The following is a 17,414-nucleotide window of genomic DNA, read 5'->3' as shown; positions in this document are numbered from 1 at the left end:
GGCCCCGGCGGAGGACCGTACTCCGCCGGGGCCCGTGTCGGTCTCCGGGTGGGTCAGGCGAACCGGGCGAGGGGGTTCACCAGGTCGCCGACCAGCTGGAGGGCCGCCGAGGGGTCCGCCAGGTCGACCATCTGCCGGTTGTTGCGGAGTTGGAGGCGGTTGAGGGCCGACAGGGCGAAGGTCTCCGCGAACATGTCGTACCGCGCGAACCTCTCCGCCAGTTCCGGCTTCGACTCCTGGTAGGCGCGCACGCACTCCGCGACCGTCCGCCAGAAGCCGTCCTCGTCGAGGACGCCCTCCGCCGCCAGGGTCGCGCCCAGGAAGCGGAAGAAGCAGTCGAAGACGTCCGTGAAGACCGAGAGGAGCTTCATGTCCTCCGGGACCTCGGCGCGGACGCGCTCCACCGCCGGCGGGAGGACCGTCGCCGGGTCCATCACGCAGATCTCCTCGGCGATGTCCTTGAAGACCGCCCGCTCGACCGCCCCGCGCTCGTCGAGGACGAGGATCACGTTCTCGCCGTGCGGCATGAAGACCAGGCCGTACGCGTAGAAGCAGTGCAGCACCGGCAGGAGGTACGCGTCCAGGTACCTCCGCAGCCACACGGCCGGCTCCAGGCCCGACTCCTTGATCAGCGCGCCCGCGAAGGACGCGCCCGCGTGGTCCAGGTGGAGGAGGGAGGCCATCGTCGCCGGCCGCTCGCCCTCGGCGAGCGTCGGCACCGGGGACTCGCGCCACAGCGCGGCCAGCATCTTGCGGTAGGGCGAGTAGCGGTCGGTGGCGGCCTCGTACTCCAGGTGCCGGTAGCCGACCGCCGCCCGTTCCCGGATGATCGAGAACCGCGCCGCCTTCAGCGTGGTGTCGGCCTCGATCAGACCGTGCAGCCAGTCGTTGATCGCCGGCGTCGCCTCCATGTACGCGGCCGACAGGCCCCGCATGAAGCCCATGTTGAGGACGGACAGGGCCGTCTTCACATAGTGCTTGGCCGGGTCGGAGGTGTTGAAGAAGGTACGGATCGACTGCTGCGCCAGATAGGAGTCGTCGCCCTCCCCGAGGTACACCAGGCGTTCCTGGGCGACCTCGGCGGCGAAGGTGACGGACAGCTTGTTCCACCACTGCCAGGGGTGGGCCGGCATGAGGAGGTAGTCGGCGAGGTCGAGACCGCGCTCGGCGAGGGTCGCGGCGAAGCGGTCCACCGTCGCGTCGCCCAGCTCGGCGCGGATGAAGGTCTCGTAGTCGACGTCCGCGCCGGCCGTGAAGGTGGCGCGGTCGCGGTGCGCGGCCAGCCAGATCAGGTGGATCGGGGACGCCGCCTCGGGGGCGTACGCCCGGTACTCGTCGACGCCGAAGCCGAGCCGGCCGTTGTTGGCGACGAAGCAGGGGTGGCCCTCGGTCATCCCGGTCTCGATCGCCTGGAAGCCGGCGCGGGCCAGCTCGGCGGAGGTGACGGGCGGCTTGGTCGCCTTGTAGGCCGTACCGGCCAGGGTGGAGGAGATCTCCTCCAGGTAGACCGGCAGGATCTCGTCGCTCAGGCCGAGGGAGCCGCGCAGCTCGGTGATGAACTGGAGCGCGTCGAGCGGGAGCTGCTCGTCGCCGCGGTGGCGGCTGATCGACTCGGGGTAGACCTGCCAGTGGTCGAGCGCGAAGCGGTCGGCGGTGAAGCGGTACTCGGTGGCGCCGTCGTCGCTGAGGACCTGGTAGCGGCTCTCGCCCAGCTCCTTCGGGTTCAGGAGCCGCTCGTGGGCGAACTCGGCGAGGCCCTTGCGGATCAGGGCGCGGTTGGCGTCGGCCCAGCGCTCGGGGGTGAGGTGTGCGACGGGGTTCATATGGAGGCTCCGACGGCGGTCTCGAACTGGGCACGGGTGCAGAAGCTCAGCAGGGCCTTCTTCTCCGGCTTCTGGATCTCGCGCTCGGCTTCAAAACCGACGGCCTCGTTGAGCGCGTGCACGGCCTTGTTGCGGACGTCGGGCTCGACGACCACGCGGGCCGTCGCCGGGTCGGCGAACAGCTCCCTCATCACGGCGGTGATCACGGTCCGGGTGAAGCCGTGCACCGGGGTGTCGGTGGGCGCGACGAGGAAGTGCATGCCGACGTCGCCGGGGAGCGGCTCGTACAGCCCGACCAGCTCGACGTGGGCAGGGTCGTACCGCTCCATCAGGAAGGCGGGCTCGCCGTCGACGAGGCCGATGAAGGCGTCGTGGTGCGGGTTCGCGGTGATCGCCATGTACTCGCGCTCGACGTCCTGGAGCTTCGCGTCCTGCATCATCCAGAAGGCGGCCTTGGGATGCGTGACCCAGGGGTGGATCAGCTCGGCGTCCTCGAGCGGGTCGAGGGGACGGATCTCGACGGTCTGGGCGGTCATACGGCGAACTCCTGGAACGCGATGGTCTTCTCTACGGGGTAGTACGCGGAACCCAGCATCTCCCCGATGATGTACGCGTTGCGGTACGGGCCCATGCCCAGGTCGGGCGAGGTGATCGAGTGGGTGTGCACGCCGGCGTTCTGGAGGAAGACCCCGCGCCCCGTGGTGTCGATCGCGTAGTTGCGGGCGACGTCGAAGCGGCCCTGGCCGTCGTACCGGAGGCGGTCGCGGACCGGCTCCAGGAAGGCGGGGACGGCGTACTTGTATCCGGTGGCGAGGATCAGGCCCTCGGTCTCCAGGGTGAAGTCCTTCTCCTGCTCCTCCTGGCGGAAGCCGAGCGTGTACGTGCCGCTCGTGGTGTCGTACGCGGCGGCGTGCAGGGCCGAGTTGGTGAGCAGCCGGGTGGGGACCGGGCCGCCCAGGTTCTTCTGGTAGAGCAGGTCGAAGATGGCGTCGATCAGCTCGCCGTCGATGCCCTTGAAGAGGCCCTTCTGCTGGGTCTCCAGGCGGTAGCGGGTCTGCTCGGGCAGCGCGTGGAAGTAGTCCACGTACTCCGGGGAGGTCATCTCCAGGGTGAGCTTGGTGTATTCGAGGGGGAAGAAGCGGGGGGAGCGGGTCACCCAGTTCAGCCGGTACCCGTGGACGTCGATCTCGCTCAGCAGGTCGTAGTAGATCTCCGCCGCGCTCTGGCCGCTGCCGACCAGGGTGATCGACTTCTTCTTCTGGAGCGCCTCCTTGTGCGGGAGGTAGCGCGAGTTGTGGATCAGGTCCCCGCCGAGGCCCTCGCAGGTCTCGGGGATGTACGGCGGGGTGCCGGTGCCGAGGACGAGCCTCGGCGAGCGGAACGTTTCTCCGGTGGCCGTGGTCACCGCGTACAGCTCGGCCGTCTCGTCGTACGTCACGGTGGTGACCGTGGTCGAGAAGCGGATCGAGCTGAGTTTCCCGGCGGCCCAGCGGCAGTAGTCGTTGTACTCGGTCCGCAGCGGGTAGAAGTTCTCGCGGATGTAGAACGAGTAGAGCCGGCCCTTTTCCTTCAGGTAGTTGAGGAAGGAGTACGGGGAGGTCGGGTCCGCGAGGGTGACCAGGTCCGACAGGAACGGGGTCTGGAGGTGCGCGCCTTCGAGGAACATGCCCGAGTGCCACTCGAAGTCCGGCTTGGACTCCAGGAAGACGCCGTTCAGCTCGGTGATCGGCTCGGTCAGGCAGGCGAGTCCGAGGTTGAACGGACCGAGCCCGATGCCGATGAAGTCGTGGATCTCAGGCGTGGACAAGGTTCTCTCCCAGGTACTGCTCGGCGTGGCCGGCGATCAGATCGAGGACGGCGGCGATGTCGGCCGCGGTGGTCTCGGGGTTGAGCAAGGTGAACTTGAGGTACTGGCGGCCGTCGACCTTCGTGCCGGCGACGACGGCCTCGCCGGAGGCGAACAGGGCCTTGCGGGCGTGGAGGTTGGCCCGGTCGACCTCGGCGGGGGAGGCGTCGGTCTCCGGGACGTAGCGGTAGACGAGGGTGGAGAGCTGCGGTGCGACCACGACCTCGTAGCGCGGGTCGGCGGCGAGCAGGGCGAAGCCCTCCCGGGCCAGGTCGCAGACCTCGTCGAAGAGCTCTCCGATCCCGTCGGCGCCCATCACGCGCAGGGTCATCCAGAGCTTGAGCGCGTCGAAGCGGCGAGTGGTCTGGAGCGACTTGTCGACCTGGTTGGGAATCTGCTCGACCAGGGTGCGGCGGGGGTTGAGGTAGTCCGCGTGGTAGGTCGCGTGCCGCAGGGTGGCGCCGTCGCGGACCAGAACGGCGGAGGAACTCACGGGCTGGAAGAAGGACTTGTGGAAGTCGACGGTGACCGAGTCGGCCCGCTCGATGCCGTCCAGGAGGTGGCGGCGGGTGCGGGAGGCGAGCAGTCCGCAGCCGTAGGCGGCGTCGACGTGCATCCAGGCGCCGTACTCGGCGGCCAGGGCGGCGATCTCGGGCAGCGGGTCGATGGAGCCGAAGTCGGTGGTGCCGGCGGTGGCGACGATCGCCATCGGGACGAGGCCCTCGGCGCGGCACGCCTCCAGTTCGGCGGCGAGGACGACGGACTGCATCCGCTTGTTCCGGTCGACCGGGACGGAGACGACGGCGTCACGGCCGAGGCCGAGCAGCTGGGCCGACTTCTGGACGCTGAAGTGGCTGCACTCGGAGGAGAAGATCCGCAGCTTCGACAGGTCCGCCGCGCCGGTCTCCTCGCGGGCGAGGAGCAGGGCCTGGAGGTTGGACTGGGTGCCGCCGCTGGTGAAGACGCCGTCGGCGAGCGGGCCGAGGCCGATCCGGCCGGTGGTCCAGTCGATCAGCTTCCGCTCGATGAGGGTGCCGCCGGCGCTCTGGTCCCAGGTGTCGAGCGAGGAGTTGACCGCCGAGAGGACGGCCTCGCCGAGGACGGCGGGGATGACCACCGGGCAGTTGAGGTGCCCGAGGTAGCGGGGGTGGTGGAAGTAGACGGCGTCGCGGAGGTAGACGCGCTCCAGCTCGTCGAGGGCGGCGGAGGAGTCGCCGAGCGGGCGGTCCAGGTCGACGGCGTCGATCACGGGAGCCAGTTCGGCGGGCGTGACACCGGTGAACGGACCTCGGGTCGCGGCGAGTTTGCCCGCCACCCGCTCGACTCCTTCGGTGACGGAACGCCGATAGCTCTCCGCCGTCGCGTCATTGAGCAGGTGCGAGCGCATGTGGGGGGCCTCCGGACAGCAGGAAGGGACGAAGGGGCGATGCGTAAGTGAGGTTAGCCTAACCTAACTTTTCTCCGCAATGGCCCCTCGCCCCTCATGAAATGCGGTGATCGACCGGCAGTTGACGCTCCATCGGCCCTTCCGGCCGGATTACGCCTCTTCCCGCGTCTCGTCCGGAACCTCGCGCAGGGCGTCCTCGGACAGGCCCTTGCGCCAGTAGCCGACGAACGTGACCCGGCGGCGATCGAGCCCCCGCTCCCGTACGAAGTGGCGGCGCAGCGCCTTCACGGCCCCCGACTCGCCCGCGATCCAGACGTACGGAGCCTCTCCGGGCAGCTCGGCGCCGGCCACCGCGTCCACGGCGGACGGCGCGCCCTCCTCCCGTACGAGCCAGGTGACCGTGGCGTCCGCCTCGGTCCCGAGCTCCATCCGGTCGCCGGAGTACGGCACTTCCAGGAACACCTGGGCGCGGGTCTCGGCCGGCAGCCACTCCAGGATCGCGGAGGCGGCGGGAAGGGCGGTCTCGTCGGCCCAGATCAGTACGGAGTCGGCGTCCTCGGGCAGCTGGAAGCGGACGCCCGTGTTCGCGGCGACCGCCGGACCCAGGACCACCACCCGGTCCCCGCGCTCGGCCCGGCCGGCCCAGCGGCAGGCCGGACCCCCGTCCTCGTGGAGGGCGAAGTCGATGTCGATCTCGTGCACGGGCTCGGTGCGCTGCTCGCGGACGGTGTACGAGCGCATCACGGCCCGCTCGTCGTCGGGCATCGCCCGCCAGGCGCCCAGGATCGCGTACATGTCGGGGTTGTCCAGGGGCGGCAGGACCGGGGTCTCCTGGCCGGGGTGCGGCAGGAAGAGGGAGAGCGACTGGTCGCGGCCCCCGGAGGCGAAGTTCTTCAGGTCGTCCCCGGTGAAGGTGATCCGGACCAGGGAGGGGCCGAGTCGCCGTGTCCGGTCGACCTGGAGGGAGAAGAACTGGAAGGGGGCGGTCTCGACGTGCGTCATGGAAAGGTAGGTTAGCCTAACCTCATAAAACTCTGTAGGGGCGGGCGAGAGCCCGCCGCCCCGAGGGGACGACGGGCTCTCCGCGCACGGTGGGCCAGGTCAGGCCGGCAGGCCCAACTCCCGGGCGATCAGCATCCGCTGGACCTCGCTGGTGCCCTCGCCGATCTCCAGGATCTTCGAGTCGCGCCACATCCGCGCCACCGGGTACTCGTTCATGAAGCCGTAGCCGCCGTGGATCTGGGTCGCCTCGCGGGCGTTGTCCACCGCCACCGTGGAGGAGTACAGCTTCGCGATCGCCGCCTCCTTCTTGAACGGCTCACCGAGCACGAGTCGCGAGGCCGCGTCCCGCCAGCCGATCCGGGCCATGTGCGCCCGCGTCTCCATGTCGGCGATCTTGAACTGGACCGCTTGGTACGTGCTGATCGGCGACCCGAAGGCGTGCCTCTCCTTCGCGTACTTCACCGACTCGTCCACACAGCCCTGCGCCAGGCCCGTCGCGAGCGCCGCGATCGCGACCCGGCCCTCGTCCAGGATCCGCAGGAACTGCGCGTACCCCCGGCCCTCCTCGCCGAGCAGGTTCTCCACCGGGACGCGCACGTCGTCGAAGGAGAGCTCACGGGTGTCCGAGGCGTTCCAGCCGACCTTCGAGTACGGCGCCGCGACCGTGAAGCCGGGCGTGCCCGAAGGGACGATGATCGACGAGATCAGCGGACGCCCGTCCGGCTTGCGGCCGGTCACCGCCGTCACCGTCACCAGACCCGTGATGTCCGTACCGGAGTTGGTGATGAAGCACTTCGAACCGTTGACGACCCAGTGGTCACCGTCCCGCACGGCGGTGGTGCGGGTGCCGCCGGCGTCGCTTCCCGCCCCCGGCTCGGTCAGGCCGAACGCCCCGAGGACCTCGCCGGAGCACAGCTTCGGCAGCCACGCGCGCTTCTGCTCCTCCGTGCCGAACCGGTAGACCGGCATGGCGCCGAGCGAGACGCCCGCCTCCAGGGTGATGGCCACGGAGGAGTCGACCCGGGCCAGCTCCTCCAGGGCGATCCCGAGGGCCAGGTAGTCGCCGCCCATGCCGCCGTACTCCTCGGGGAACGGCAGCCCGAACAGGCCCATGCGGCCCATCTCGCGGACGATCTCGTACGGGAACTCGTGCCGCTCGTAGTAGTCGCCGATCTTCGGCGCCACCACGTCGTGGGCGAACTCCTCGACGGTGCGGCGGAGTTCCTCGTGCTCTGCGGAGAGCCGGTGGTCGAGGGTCATGTCTTTCGTCACTCCTTGTGGGAGAGGGCGCGGACGGTACGGGAGGGGCTGGGCCGGCCCAGCTGTTCGGCCATCCACACGCTCGTGGCGGTGAGGGCGGCCAGATCGACCCCGGTCTCGATGCCGAGACCGTCGAGCATCCACACGAGGTCCTCGGTGGCGAGATTGCCGGTCGCGCTCTTCGCGTACGGGCAGCCGCCGAGGCCGCCGGCGGAGGCGTCGACGGTGGTCACCCCGTGCCGCAGGGCGGCCAGGGTGTTGGACAGGGCCTGCCCGTACGTGTCGTGGAAGTGCACGGCGATACGGGAGGTGGGCACGCCCCCCTCGTTCAGGGCCGTCAGGAGCGCCTGGACGTGCCCCGGCGTGGCGACGCCGATGGTGTCCCCGAGACTCAGCTCGTCGCAGCCCATGTCCGCGAGGGCCTTCGTGACCCGGACGACCTGCTCGACCGGGACCGCGCCCTCCCACGGGTCGCCGAAGCACATCGACAGATAGCCGCGCACCTTCAGTCCGGCCTCTATGGCCCGGGTGACGGTCGGCGCGAACATCGCGAGCGCCTCGTCGACCGTCCGGTTCAGGTTGGCCTTCGCGAAGGACTCGGTCGCCGAGGCGAACACGGCGACCTCACGGGCGCCCAGCGCGAGGGCCCGGTCGAGACCGCGCTCGTTCGGCACGAGGACCGGCAGCCGGACCGGCAGGTCGCGGACGCGCGGGAACAGTTCCTCCGCGTCGGCGAGCTGGGGCACCCACTTCGGGTGCACGAAGCTCGTCGCCTCGATCGTCGTCAGACCGGCCGCGGCGAGCCGCCGCACGAACTCGGCCTTCACCTCGGTCGGGACGGCCGTCTTCTCGTTCTGCAGCCCGTCCCGGGCACCGACCTCATGGATCCGCACCCGGCTGGGCAGGGACGGGTCGGGCACGGTCATCGGCAGTCCGGTGCTCATGCGTCCTCCTCCTCGCGGGGCGCCACCACGGCCAGAATCTGGTCCATGGCGACGGTGCTGCCGGGCGTGACGTCCAGCTCGGTGACCGTGCCGGCGTGCGGGGCGGAGATGACGTGCTCCATCTTCATCGCCTCGACCACGAGCAGGCTCTGCCCCGCCTCGACCTCGTCCCCGACCGCCACCTTCACCACGGTCACGGTGCCGGGCATGGGCGCCGCGAGGGTGTCGGCACCGCCGTGCCGGGCGCCACTCAGCGCGGCCTCGACGGGGTCGAGGTCCAGGACGTGCCAGGAGTCGCCGTCGCGGCCGAGCCAGCGCCCCTCCGGGGAGGGGGCGGCGGCGAAGCGGTGCGTGACGCCGTCGACGGCGACGACCAGCTCGGATTCAGTGGCCGCGCCGACGGTGGCGGCGGAGACGGCCTCCGCGCCCTCACCGAGCAGGAGTTCGGCGGACGGCGCCCCGCCGCGCAGGCGGACGGTCACCGGCTCGTGGCCGGGGACACGGAAGTCCAGCGCCGTCCAGGCGGGGGTGCCGCCCAGGCGCCAGCCCGTACGGCCCTCGAAGGGGTCGACCCAGCCGGAAGCGGCGGGGGCCGGCGGGAAGTGGCGCAGCAGCGCCGCCGCCGCGTACACCTCCGCCGGGACCCCGGCGTCGACCAGCGACTCCGCGTCCCGCTCCACCAGACCCGTGTCCAGGTCGCCCGCGACGACGTCCGGGTGCGCGAGGAGGCGCCGCAGGAAGCCCGCGTTCGTGGGCACGCCCAGGGTGACCAGCTCGCCGAGCGCGGCGCGCAGCTTGCGCAGGGCCGTGGGGCGGTCGGCCGCGTGCACGATGACCTTCGACAGCATCGGGTCGTAGAGGGACGAGACCTCCGTGCCCTCGGCGAGGCCCGAGTCGGTCCGTACGCCCGCGCCCCGGGGCTCGTGGAGCGCCAGCACCGTGCCGCCCGACGGCAGGAAGCCGCGCGCGGGATCCTCCGCGCAGATCCGGGCCTCGATCGCCCAGCCGTCCAGGCGGACGTCGTCCTGCGTGAACGGCAGCGGCTCGCCGGCGGCGACCCGCAGCTGCCACTCCACCAGGTCGAGGCCGGTGATGAGTTCGGTCACCGGGTGTTCGACCTGGAGGCGGGTGTTCATCTCCATGAAGTAGTACGAGGCGGGGTCGCCGCCCGGCACGATGAACTCGACCGTGCCCGCGCCCACATAGCCGCAGGAGCGCGCCGCCTCGACCGCCGCCGCGCCCATCGACGCCCGGATCTCCGGGGTGAGGAGCACGGAGGGCGCCTCCTCGATGATCTTCTGGTGGCGGCGCTGGAGCGAGCATTCGCGCTCCCCGAGGTGGAGCACGTTCCCGTGGGTGTCCGCCAGGACCTGGATCTCGATGTGCCGGGGCCGGTCGATCCACCGCTCCACGAGCAGCGTGTCGTCGCCGAAGGAGGAGCGGGCCTCGCGCCGGGCCGCGGCGATCTCGTCCGTCAGCGTCGCCAGGTCCCGCACCAGCCGCATGCCCTTGCCGCCGCCGCCCGCGCTGGGCTTGAGCAGGACGGGGGCGCCCAGCTCGCGGGCCGCCGCCTCCAGTTCGGGGTCGGCCGCGCCCGGCACCACGGGCACGCCCGCGGCCTTCACCGTCTCCTTCGCGCGGATCTTGTCGCCCATGAGGGAGATGGCGGTGGCGGACGGGCCGATGAAGACGAGGCCCGCGTCCGCGCAGGCCTGCGCGAAGCCGGCGTTCTCCGCGAGGAACCCGTAGCCGGGGTGGACGGCCTGCGCTCCGGTCCGCTTGGCCGCGTCGAGCAGCGCCGGGACGGACAGATACGACTCGGCGGCCGACGGCGGACCGATCCGTACCGCCGTGTCCGCCTCACGGACGTGCCGGGCGTCGGCGTCCGCGTCGCTGTAGACGGCCACCGAGCGCACGCCCATCTCCCGCAGGGTGCGGATGACGCGGACGGCGATCTCGCCCCGGTTGGCCACGAGGACGGTGTCGAACATGCTCTGCATCTCCTGGGGGCCCTTCACATCCGGAAGACGCCGAACTGGGGGTCACCCAGGGGCGCGTTGGCACAGGCGGTCAGGGCGAGGCCGAGGACCTGCCGGGTCTCCATCGGGTCGATGACCCCGTCGTCCCACAGCCGGGCGGTCGCGTAGTAGGCGCTGCCCTGGGTCTCGTACTGCTCGCGGATCGGGGCCTTGAAGGCCTCCTCGTCCTCGGCGCTCCACTCGTCGCCGAGCTGGTCGCGCTTGACGGTCGCGAGGACGGACGCGGCCTGCTCGCCGCCCATGACCGAGATCTTGGCGTTGGGCCACATCCACAGGAAGCGGGGGGAGTACGCCCGGCCGCACATCGAGTAGTTGCCCGCGCCGTACGAACCGCCGACGACGACCGTCAGTTTCGGCACCCGGGTGGTCGCCACGGCCGTGACCATCTTGGCGCCGTGCTTGGCGATGCCGCCGTGCTCGTACGCCTTGCCGACCATGAAGCCGGTGATGTTCTGCAGGAAGACCAGGGGGATCCCGCGCTGGTCGCACAGCTCGATGAAGTGCGCGCCCTTCTGGGCGGACTCGGCGAACAGGATGCCGTTGTTGGCGACGATGCCGACCGGGTGGCCGTGGATGCGGGCGAAGCCGGTGACGAGCGTCTGGCCGTACTCGGCCTTGAACTCCTGGAAGCGGGAGCCGTCCACGACCCGGGCGATCACCTCGCGCACGTCGTACGGGGTGCGGGAGTCGACGGGCACGGCGCCGTAGAGGCCGTACGGGTCGACCTTCGGCTCCTCGACGGGCTCGACCGACCAGGGCAGCGGCCCGCGCTCGGGCAGGGTCGCCACGATGTTCCGCACGATCCGCAGCGCGTGGGCGTCGTCCTCGGCGAGGTGGTCGGTGACGCCGGAGATCCGGGAGTGGACCTCGCCGCCGCCGAGCTCCTCGGCCGTGACGACCTCGCCGGTCGCCGCCTTCACCAGCGGCGGACCGCCCAGGAAGATCGTGCCCTGGTTCCGTACGATCACGGCCTCGTCGCTCATCGCGGGCACATAGGCGCCACCGGCGGTGCAGGAACCGAGGACGGCCGCGATCTGCGGGATGCCGGCGCCGGACATCCGGGCCTGGTTGTAGAAGATGCGGCCGAAGTGCTCCCGGTCCGGGAAGACCTCGTCCTGCATCGGCAGGAAGGCGCCGCCGGAGTCGACCAGGTAGAGGCAGGGGAGACGATTCTCCAGTGCCACCTCCTGGGCCCTGAGGTGCTTCTTCACCGTCATCGGGTAGTACGTGCCGCCCTTGACGGTCGCGTCGTTCGCGACGATCACGCACTCGCGTCCGGAGACCCGGCCGATGCCCGCGATGACGCCGGCCGCCGGGGCCTGGTCGCCGTACATGCCGTTCGCCGCGAGCGGGGCCAGCTCCAGGAAGGGCGAGCCCGGGTCGAGCAGCGTGTCCACCCGGTCCCTCGGCAGGAGCTTGCCGCGCGCGGTGTGCCGGGCCCTGGACTTCTCACCGCCACCCAGGGCGGCCGCCGCGAGCTTGGCGCGCAGGGTCGCGGCCAGCTCGTGATGGGCCGCCTCATTGGCCTGCCAGGCCGCGGACGCGGGATCCGCCGCGCTCGTCAGCACAGGTGCCTGCTGCATCCCTCGAGCTCCCTTGCTCGGTTAATGAGCGTTAACGTATGGCGCCCAGGTTAACGACCGCTAACGGGGTTGTCTAGAATCGAATCCATGACCACCAGCCCCACCCGGACGGACGCCCCGACGCGGCGCGAGCAGATCCTCAAGGAGGCTGCCCGTCTCTTCGCCGAGCGCGGCTTCCACGGCGTCGGCGTGGACGAGATAGGGGCGGCCGTCGGCATCAGCGGCCCCGGCCTCTACCGCCACTTCCCGGGGAAGGACGCGATGCTGGCCGAGCTGCTCGTCGGCATCAGCGAGCGGCTCCTGTCCGGCGGACGGCTGCGCGTGGCCGAGTCCGACGGCGACCCGCGTCTCCTGCTCGGCTCCCTCATCGACGGACACATCGACTTCGCCCTGGACGACCGGCCCCTCATCACCCTGCACGACCGGGAGCTCGACCGCCTCAAGGACGAGGACCGCAAGCGGGTCCGGCAGCTCCAGCGGCAGTACGTCGAGGTGTGGGTGACCGTGGTGCGGGAGCTGTACCCGGACGCCGGCGAGCCGGAGACGCGGGCCGCCGTCCACGCGGTCTTCGGCCTCCTGAACTCGACCCCGCACCTGGGCGCGCCGCTGGGACGCGCCGAGATGGAGCGCCTCCTCAGGAACCTGGCCCACGGCGCCCTCGGGGCGCTGGCGGCCTGAACCGCCGATGGCCGGGCCCGCACGGGTGTGCGGGCCCGGCCATCGGGGACTCAGACCGCCGTCAGCGTGCGCGCCGGGGCGGGCGCGGTGACCGGGTTGTGACTGCGGCGGCCCTCGCAGAGGTCGCCGAGGACCGGCCGCAGGTCGGTCACGGCGAAGGAGCGCCGCAGCCAGCGGTCCTCGCCGTCGTACCGCGGGGTGAATCCGGTGCGGCCGTGCACGGTCCGCCGGTTGTCGAGGATGATCAGCTCGCCGGGCCGGAGCACGATCCCGCGCAGCGCGTCGAGCATCGCCGCCTCGAGCGCGGCCAGGGCGTCGCGGGCCGCCCGGGTGACGCCGACCGTGCCGTGGAAGTCGACCCGGAGGTCCGGGTCGTCCACCGGGCCGGAGAGGACCGGCATCGGCGGGGTCAGCACCTCCTCGTCGGTGTCGTGGACGAAGGAGCTGGAGAACCGGGTCCGGAACTCGGGCCGGCGCAACGCCTCGATCACAGCCGGGTCGAGGGTCGGCAGGACGTCCCCGATCCCGCCGGTGACGGTGGCGGCCGTCCCGTCCCGGTCGCCGCGCAGGCAGATCAGGCTCAGGAAGTGCGGGGCGGCCGGGTGGAAGCCGTCCTCGGTGTGCAGCTCCAGGAGGATGGAGCCGCTGTTCTCCTGGCGCGTCTCGGCGCCGCGCTTGGGGCTGACGTCCTGGACGAGGTCGCCGTTCTTCTCGTCGCTGTAGGAGATCGAGCGGCCCAGCACGGACATCACCATGAGCTGCGCGAGCGTCGCCACCGGGACCTCGGTCCACAAGGGTTCTTCCTCCACCCGGCAGGGGGTGGCGGGCAGCTCGCCGACCGGCAGGCCGCGCAGCAGCAGGGTGCCGCTCTCGTTCCCCCGGTCGCGGAAGGAGATGAGGGCGCGGCGGACGTGCGCGGGCAGGGCGGCGGCGGCGAGCTCCACGGCGTGCAGCAGGTCGGTGCCGTGCAGGGAGTGACCGGCGTATTCGGCGGCGATCCTGTGGGCGGACGCCTCGACGATCTCCGCCTCGGTCTCGCTCAGCACGATGCCGGTCGCGCGCGCGTCGGCGTACGCGAATTCTTTACTCATGCGTCCTTTCCTTCTCTGCGTCCTGATCTCGTTTCTGCGTCCTGCCCGGAGTCCCGCTCCTGGCCGGGTGCCCGGTCAGGCGGCCTGACCGGTGCGGCGCGCCGCCCGGTAGACGGCAGCCGGCGCGAAGCCCCGCCATGCCTGCTCGGGCGGCAGCTTCCGCAGGAAGCGGGCCTTCTCCCAGTGGCGGCTCACCCGGTTGACGGCCCGCCGGCCGGGCGTGAGGGCGATGTGGTGGACATCGACGGCGACCGTGCGCGGCACGTCCTCGCCGGCCACCAGCTGATTGACCATGTGCACGGCGAGCGACCCGAACTGGGTGGCCGCCTCGGTCAGCTGCGGCACGCTGTAGTCGGGCCGGCCGAGGCCGCGGCGCAGCTCCCGGTACATCTCGCCGGGGATGTGGCCGCGCGGGGCGATCCGGAAGATGACCTCCCAGGTGCCGAGCCGTTCGGCGTCCTCCGCGAGCAGCTGGCCGTCGAAGATCCGCCGGACCAGCCGGTAGTCGAAGCACTGGGCGGCGAGCATGCCCGCCATGTCCCAGCCGGTGACCAGCGGCTTGCGCTGGCGGCACGCCTCCTGGTGGAGGGCGACCTTGGCGCGCAGCCCCGACTGCGTCGTGACGTCGACGCCGTCGACGATCACCTCGGCCCGGCGGACCAGCTCCCGGACGTTCTCCGGGGTGATGCCCTGGGGCACCACCTCGGCCCGGACGTGCGGGTTGATGGCGCGCAGCGCGTCGGCGCCCACCTCGGCCTTGTTGCGGCCGAGGTCGTCGACGGTGGCGTGCTGCCGGTTGAGGTTGTTCAGCTCGTAGGTGCCGACGTCCGCGAGGACGAAGTCGCGGTAGCCCATGCGGCCGAGCGGCTGGACGGTGGCGCCGCCGATGGAGCCGCAGCCGGCGATGAGCAGCGGCGCGTGGCGGATGCGGTCCTGGAGGTCGGCGGGGACGAGGCCGCGGTTGCGCTGGGTCAGCGAGGCGTAGAACTCCTCCTCGGCCAGTTCGCGGGCCTCGGTGGGGGTGCCGACGTCGGGGGGTGTGGCGTTCATGAGCGGGTCTCCCGGAAGGCGGTGAGCCGGGCGCCGACCGAGCCCGGTTCCCCGGACGCGAGGATCGCGTCGAGGTGGGCGAGGGTGGGGCGCAGCCGGTCCCCGTCGGTGAGGACGAAGGGGTACGAGCGCTGCTGCTGGTTCCACATCGGCGCGAAGAGGTCCTCGGGGTCCGACGGCCTCGCGGGCACGTCGAGCATGCGCGCCTCGAAGCCGAGCAGGCCCAGCTGGTGGATGGCGACCCCGGGCTTGCCGTCGCCGACGATGGCGGCGCCCTCCGCGGCGAGGGCCCGGACGCAGCCCTCCGCCCAGCCCCGGTAGACCCACCAGGGGACGGAGACACCGGCCTGGGAGCGGTCCATGGCGTAGTCGCGGACCAGGCGCTTGCCCTCCCGGACGTGGGCGGCGGGGGTGGCGGCGCCGAGGTGGTCGGCGAGCCGGAGCTCGTAGTCGCGCTCGACGACGAAGGGGCGGTGGGCGGGATCGCCGAGGCGGGTGCCCGCGGGGCCGCGGGAGCCGGCCAGGGTGCCGTACCCGCGCAGCCGGCCGGTCTCCTCCTCGACGACCAGCGTGTGCTGGTCGTCGAGGGCGGACGCGTCGTACGGCTCGGCGTCGAGGCCGCGAGCGGCGGCGGCCTCCTCGTTGACCCAGCCCCGCTGGAGGTACTGGGCGAGGCGGAAGCGGTGGACGTCCGCGAGGTACGGGGCGGGCAGCTGGGCGCCGCGGACGGTGAGCGTGAGGAGGCCCTCAGGGCCGGCGGCGCGGAAGATCGGTTCGCCCTCGACGGACGACTCCAGGTCGGGCAGGACGATCGCCCGGGTCGCGTGCAGCAACCGGACCCGGTATTCGGTCAGTGCGGCGGGTGCGGTCGGGGCGGTGGTCATCGGACCTCCGGGAGGCCGAACAGCTCGCCGGTGACGACCAGCGCGAGGGCCTCGGGGCTGCCCTCGTAGATGCGGGGGCCGTAGGCGTCGCGGAGCACGCGGTCCATGCCGTCCTCGCGCTGGAAGGCGGCGGCGCCGATGAGGGCCATGGCGGCGTCGGCGTTGTCGATGGCGGCGCGGTCGGCGACCATCTTGGCGATGGCCGGCTCGTAGGCCGGGGTGGGGATGACGTTGTCGGCCTTGAGCACCGCGTCCAGGTAGAGGGCGCGGGAGGCGGAGACGCGTGCGGCCATGTCGGCCAGCTTGCGGGCGGACATCTGGTGCTCGAAGAGGAGCTTGCCGCCCTGGCGGCGGGTGCCGGCCCAGGCGACGGCGCGGTCGAGCGCGTGGCGGGCGATGCCGGTGGCGACGGATGCGCAGGTGACGCGGGTGAGGTTGCCGATGGCGACGTTGAGGTCCCAGCCGCCGCGCTCGTCGCCGAGGACGTTCTCCTCGGGTACGCGCGCGTCGTCGAGGATCAGCTCGCCCGCCGGGGCGGTGCGGTAGCCGACCTTGTCGTGGATCTCGCCGCGGGTGACGCCGTCCTGCTCCAGGTCGGTGACGAAGCAGGTGAGGCCGGTGGAGCCGGGGGAGTCCTCCAGGTTCGCCATGACCGTGGCGTAGGTGGCGACCGGGGCGTTGGTGATGTACCGCTTGGTACCGGTGAGGAGGTACTCGCTGCCGGAGCGGCGGGCGACGGTCATGTCCTGGGCGTACGGGGCCTGCTGAGGCAGCACCAGGTCGGTTCCGTTGCGCTCCTCGGCGACGGCGTTGCAGGCGAGGACGGGCTCGGGGCCGAGGAACTTCGGCAGGTACTTCTCCTGGAGCTCCGGCTTCTCGCAGATGAGCAGCGGGGTCTGGAAGAGACCCGTGGCCCCGAAGATCAGCGCCATGCCGGGGTCGGCGGCGGCCAGTTCCTCCAGGGTGAGGGCGATGCCGAGCTGGCTCAGGCCCAGGCCGCCGAAGTCGCGCGGGATGGCCATGCGGAGCAGGCCGATGGCGTGACCCTTGCGGACGGTGTCCCAGTCGACCTGGCCCTTCTCGATCCGGTCGCGCTCGGCGGCGCCGGGGGCGACCTCCTCGCGGGCGAAGGCGGTGACCTCGCGCAGGATGTCGGCCTCGAAGGCGTCGAGCAGCGGGTGGTCTGCGGGGTTGTGCGTGTACGTCATGGTGATTCCTTGTCTGAGGGGTGCGGAGCCCGGGTCGGTGCGGTCGGGGGTGTCCGGAGGACGCGCCCCTGGGGCCTGTCCGGCGGATCAGGGGCCGGACCTGCCCTAGCCCGCGAGGGAGAAGGTCGTCAGGGCCTGGCCGACGGCGAAGGTCTGCATGACGGGGCCGCGGGCGGTGACGCGGCGGGCGGTCACGGTCCGCAGGAAGGTGCGGCGGCCGGCGGCGAGGTCCAGCAGGTCTGCGTGGCTGATGCCGAGGACGTGGGTGGGCTCGGCCTCGGTGACGGCGCCCTGCGGGTCGAGGGTGACCTCGGCGTCCGGTTCGGAGATCACGAAGCGGACGGTGGCGCCGGCGGCCTGCCAGGCGGCGGAGGACCGGGCGGCCTCGGACAGGGTGCGGGAGATCTCTTCGGGCGAGATGGCCATGCGGAATTCCTTCGCTCTTCTGGGGCGGAGTGAGGTGGAGGCTGCGGCGGTCGCCGGGCGTGCGGCGGGGCCGGGGGAATCGGGCCGGATGCGGAGGGAACCCGTGGACGGCGAGCCGTCTCGCATCCGCCGAAGGGAAGGGGCGAGGGCTCCTCCCGGCCGCCCCCTCGGACGACTTCGACGTTACCGATCA

The 17,414-nt window shown here is 71.8% G+C and carries 15 protein-coding genes; 1 reads left to right on the top strand and 14 read right to left on the bottom strand.

Annotated features, from left to right (window positions below):
* Window positions 1-53 precede the first annotated feature (53 nt).
* From ACZ51I_RS04635 to ACZ51I_RS04595, 9 genes are all read right to left on the bottom strand, one after another.
* Window positions 54-1,823, bottom strand: coding sequence for an IucA/IucC family protein (locus tag ACZ51I_RS04635; RefSeq protein WP_468871472.1), 1,770 nt, complete (start codon window positions 1,821-1,823; stop codon window positions 54-56).
* Window positions 1,820-2,359 (bottom strand): GNAT family N-acetyltransferase, encoded by a 540-nt coding sequence (locus ACZ51I_RS04630; RefSeq protein ID WP_468871470.1) that lies wholly within the window; start codon window positions 2,357-2,359, stop codon window positions 1,820-1,822. The genes ACZ51I_RS04635 and ACZ51I_RS04630 overlap by 4 nt, the downstream gene beginning before the upstream one ends.
* Window positions 2,356-3,630 carry a lysine N(6)-hydroxylase/L-ornithine N(5)-oxygenase family protein gene (locus ACZ51I_RS04625; RefSeq protein WP_468871469.1) on the bottom strand — a complete coding sequence of 425 codons (1,275 nt, stop codon included), beginning with the start codon at window positions 3,628-3,630 and terminating at the stop codon, window positions 2,356-2,358. The genes ACZ51I_RS04630 and ACZ51I_RS04625 overlap by 4 nt, the downstream gene beginning before the upstream one ends.
* The gene (locus ACZ51I_RS04620; RefSeq protein WP_468871467.1) at window positions 3,617-5,056 is read right to left on the bottom strand and encodes a pyridoxal phosphate-dependent decarboxylase family protein; all 1,440 of its coding nucleotides are present in this window, start codon (window positions 5,054-5,056) and stop codon (window positions 3,617-3,619) included. Before ACZ51I_RS04620 ends, ACZ51I_RS04625 begins: the two co-directional genes overlap by 14 nt.
* A 150-nt stretch (window positions 5,057-5,206) precedes the next feature.
* Window positions 5,207-6,058 carry a siderophore-interacting protein gene (locus tag ACZ51I_RS04615; protein WP_468871466.1) on the bottom strand — a complete coding sequence of 284 codons (852 nt, stop codon included), beginning with the start codon at window positions 6,056-6,058 and terminating at the stop codon, window positions 5,207-5,209.
* Between the two features lie 99 nt (window positions 6,059-6,157).
* Entirely contained in the window at window positions 6,158-7,318 is a 1,161-nt protein-coding gene (locus ACZ51I_RS04610) for an acyl-CoA dehydrogenase family protein (protein WP_468871465.1), read from the bottom strand.
* 8 nt (window positions 7,319-7,326) lie between these two features.
* A complete protein-coding gene (locus ACZ51I_RS04605; RefSeq protein WP_468871464.1) occupies window positions 7,327-8,262 on the bottom strand; it encodes a hydroxymethylglutaryl-CoA lyase in 936 nt (311 codons plus the stop codon).
* Window positions 8,259-10,253: an acetyl/propionyl/methylcrotonyl-CoA carboxylase subunit alpha gene (locus tag ACZ51I_RS04600; protein WP_468871463.1), complete on the bottom strand. Its 1,995-nt coding sequence runs from the start codon at window positions 10,251-10,253 to the stop codon at window positions 8,259-8,261. The genes ACZ51I_RS04605 and ACZ51I_RS04600 overlap by 4 nt, the downstream gene beginning before the upstream one ends.
* Window positions 10,254-10,276: 23 nt before the next feature.
* Window positions 10,277-11,884 carry a carboxyl transferase domain-containing protein gene (locus tag ACZ51I_RS04595; RefSeq protein WP_468871462.1) on the bottom strand — a complete coding sequence of 536 codons (1,608 nt, stop codon included), beginning with the start codon at window positions 11,882-11,884 and terminating at the stop codon, window positions 10,277-10,279.
* An 87-nt stretch (window positions 11,885-11,971) separates the two neighbouring features.
* Between ACZ51I_RS04595 and ACZ51I_RS04590 the strand changes: the two genes are divergently transcribed.
* Window positions 11,972-12,562, top strand: a complete 591-nt coding sequence (locus ACZ51I_RS04590) for an SACE_7040 family transcriptional regulator (protein WP_468871461.1) — start codon at window positions 11,972-11,974, stop codon at window positions 12,560-12,562.
* Between the two features lie 50 nt (window positions 12,563-12,612).
* Here the strand turns inward: ACZ51I_RS04590 and ACZ51I_RS04585 are convergent, their stop codons facing one another.
* From ACZ51I_RS04585 to ACZ51I_RS04565, 5 genes are all read right to left on the bottom strand, one after another.
* A complete protein-coding gene (locus ACZ51I_RS04585) occupies window positions 12,613-13,653 on the bottom strand; it encodes a TauD/TfdA family dioxygenase (protein WP_468871460.1) in 1,041 nt (346 codons plus the stop codon).
* Window positions 13,654-13,728: 75 nt separating this feature from the next.
* Window positions 13,729-14,703: a HesA/MoeB/ThiF family protein gene (locus ACZ51I_RS04580; protein ID WP_468871459.1), complete on the bottom strand. Its 975-nt coding sequence runs from the start codon at window positions 14,701-14,703 to the stop codon at window positions 13,729-13,731.
* Window positions 14,700-15,587: a hypothetical protein gene (locus tag ACZ51I_RS04575; RefSeq protein ID WP_468871458.1), complete on the bottom strand. Its 888-nt coding sequence runs from the start codon at window positions 15,585-15,587 to the stop codon at window positions 14,700-14,702. The genes ACZ51I_RS04580 and ACZ51I_RS04575 overlap by 4 nt, the downstream gene beginning before the upstream one ends.
* Window positions 15,584-16,795 (bottom strand): acyl-CoA dehydrogenase family protein, encoded by a 1,212-nt coding sequence (locus ACZ51I_RS04570; protein WP_468871457.1) that lies wholly within the window; start codon window positions 16,793-16,795, stop codon window positions 15,584-15,586. The genes ACZ51I_RS04575 and ACZ51I_RS04570 overlap by 4 nt, the downstream gene beginning before the upstream one ends.
* Window positions 16,796-16,900: 105 nt before the next feature.
* Complete coding sequence (locus ACZ51I_RS04565) at window positions 16,901-17,221, bottom strand: hypothetical protein (RefSeq protein WP_468871456.1); 321 nt, start codon at window positions 17,219-17,221, stop codon at window positions 16,901-16,903.
* Window positions 17,222-17,414 lie beyond the last annotated feature (193 nt).

It is taken from the genome of Streptomyces sp. NPDC034084, from assembly GCF_055575535.1.
Note: the sequence above shows the minus strand (reverse complement) of the source record. Positions and strands in the feature narration are given on the sequence as shown.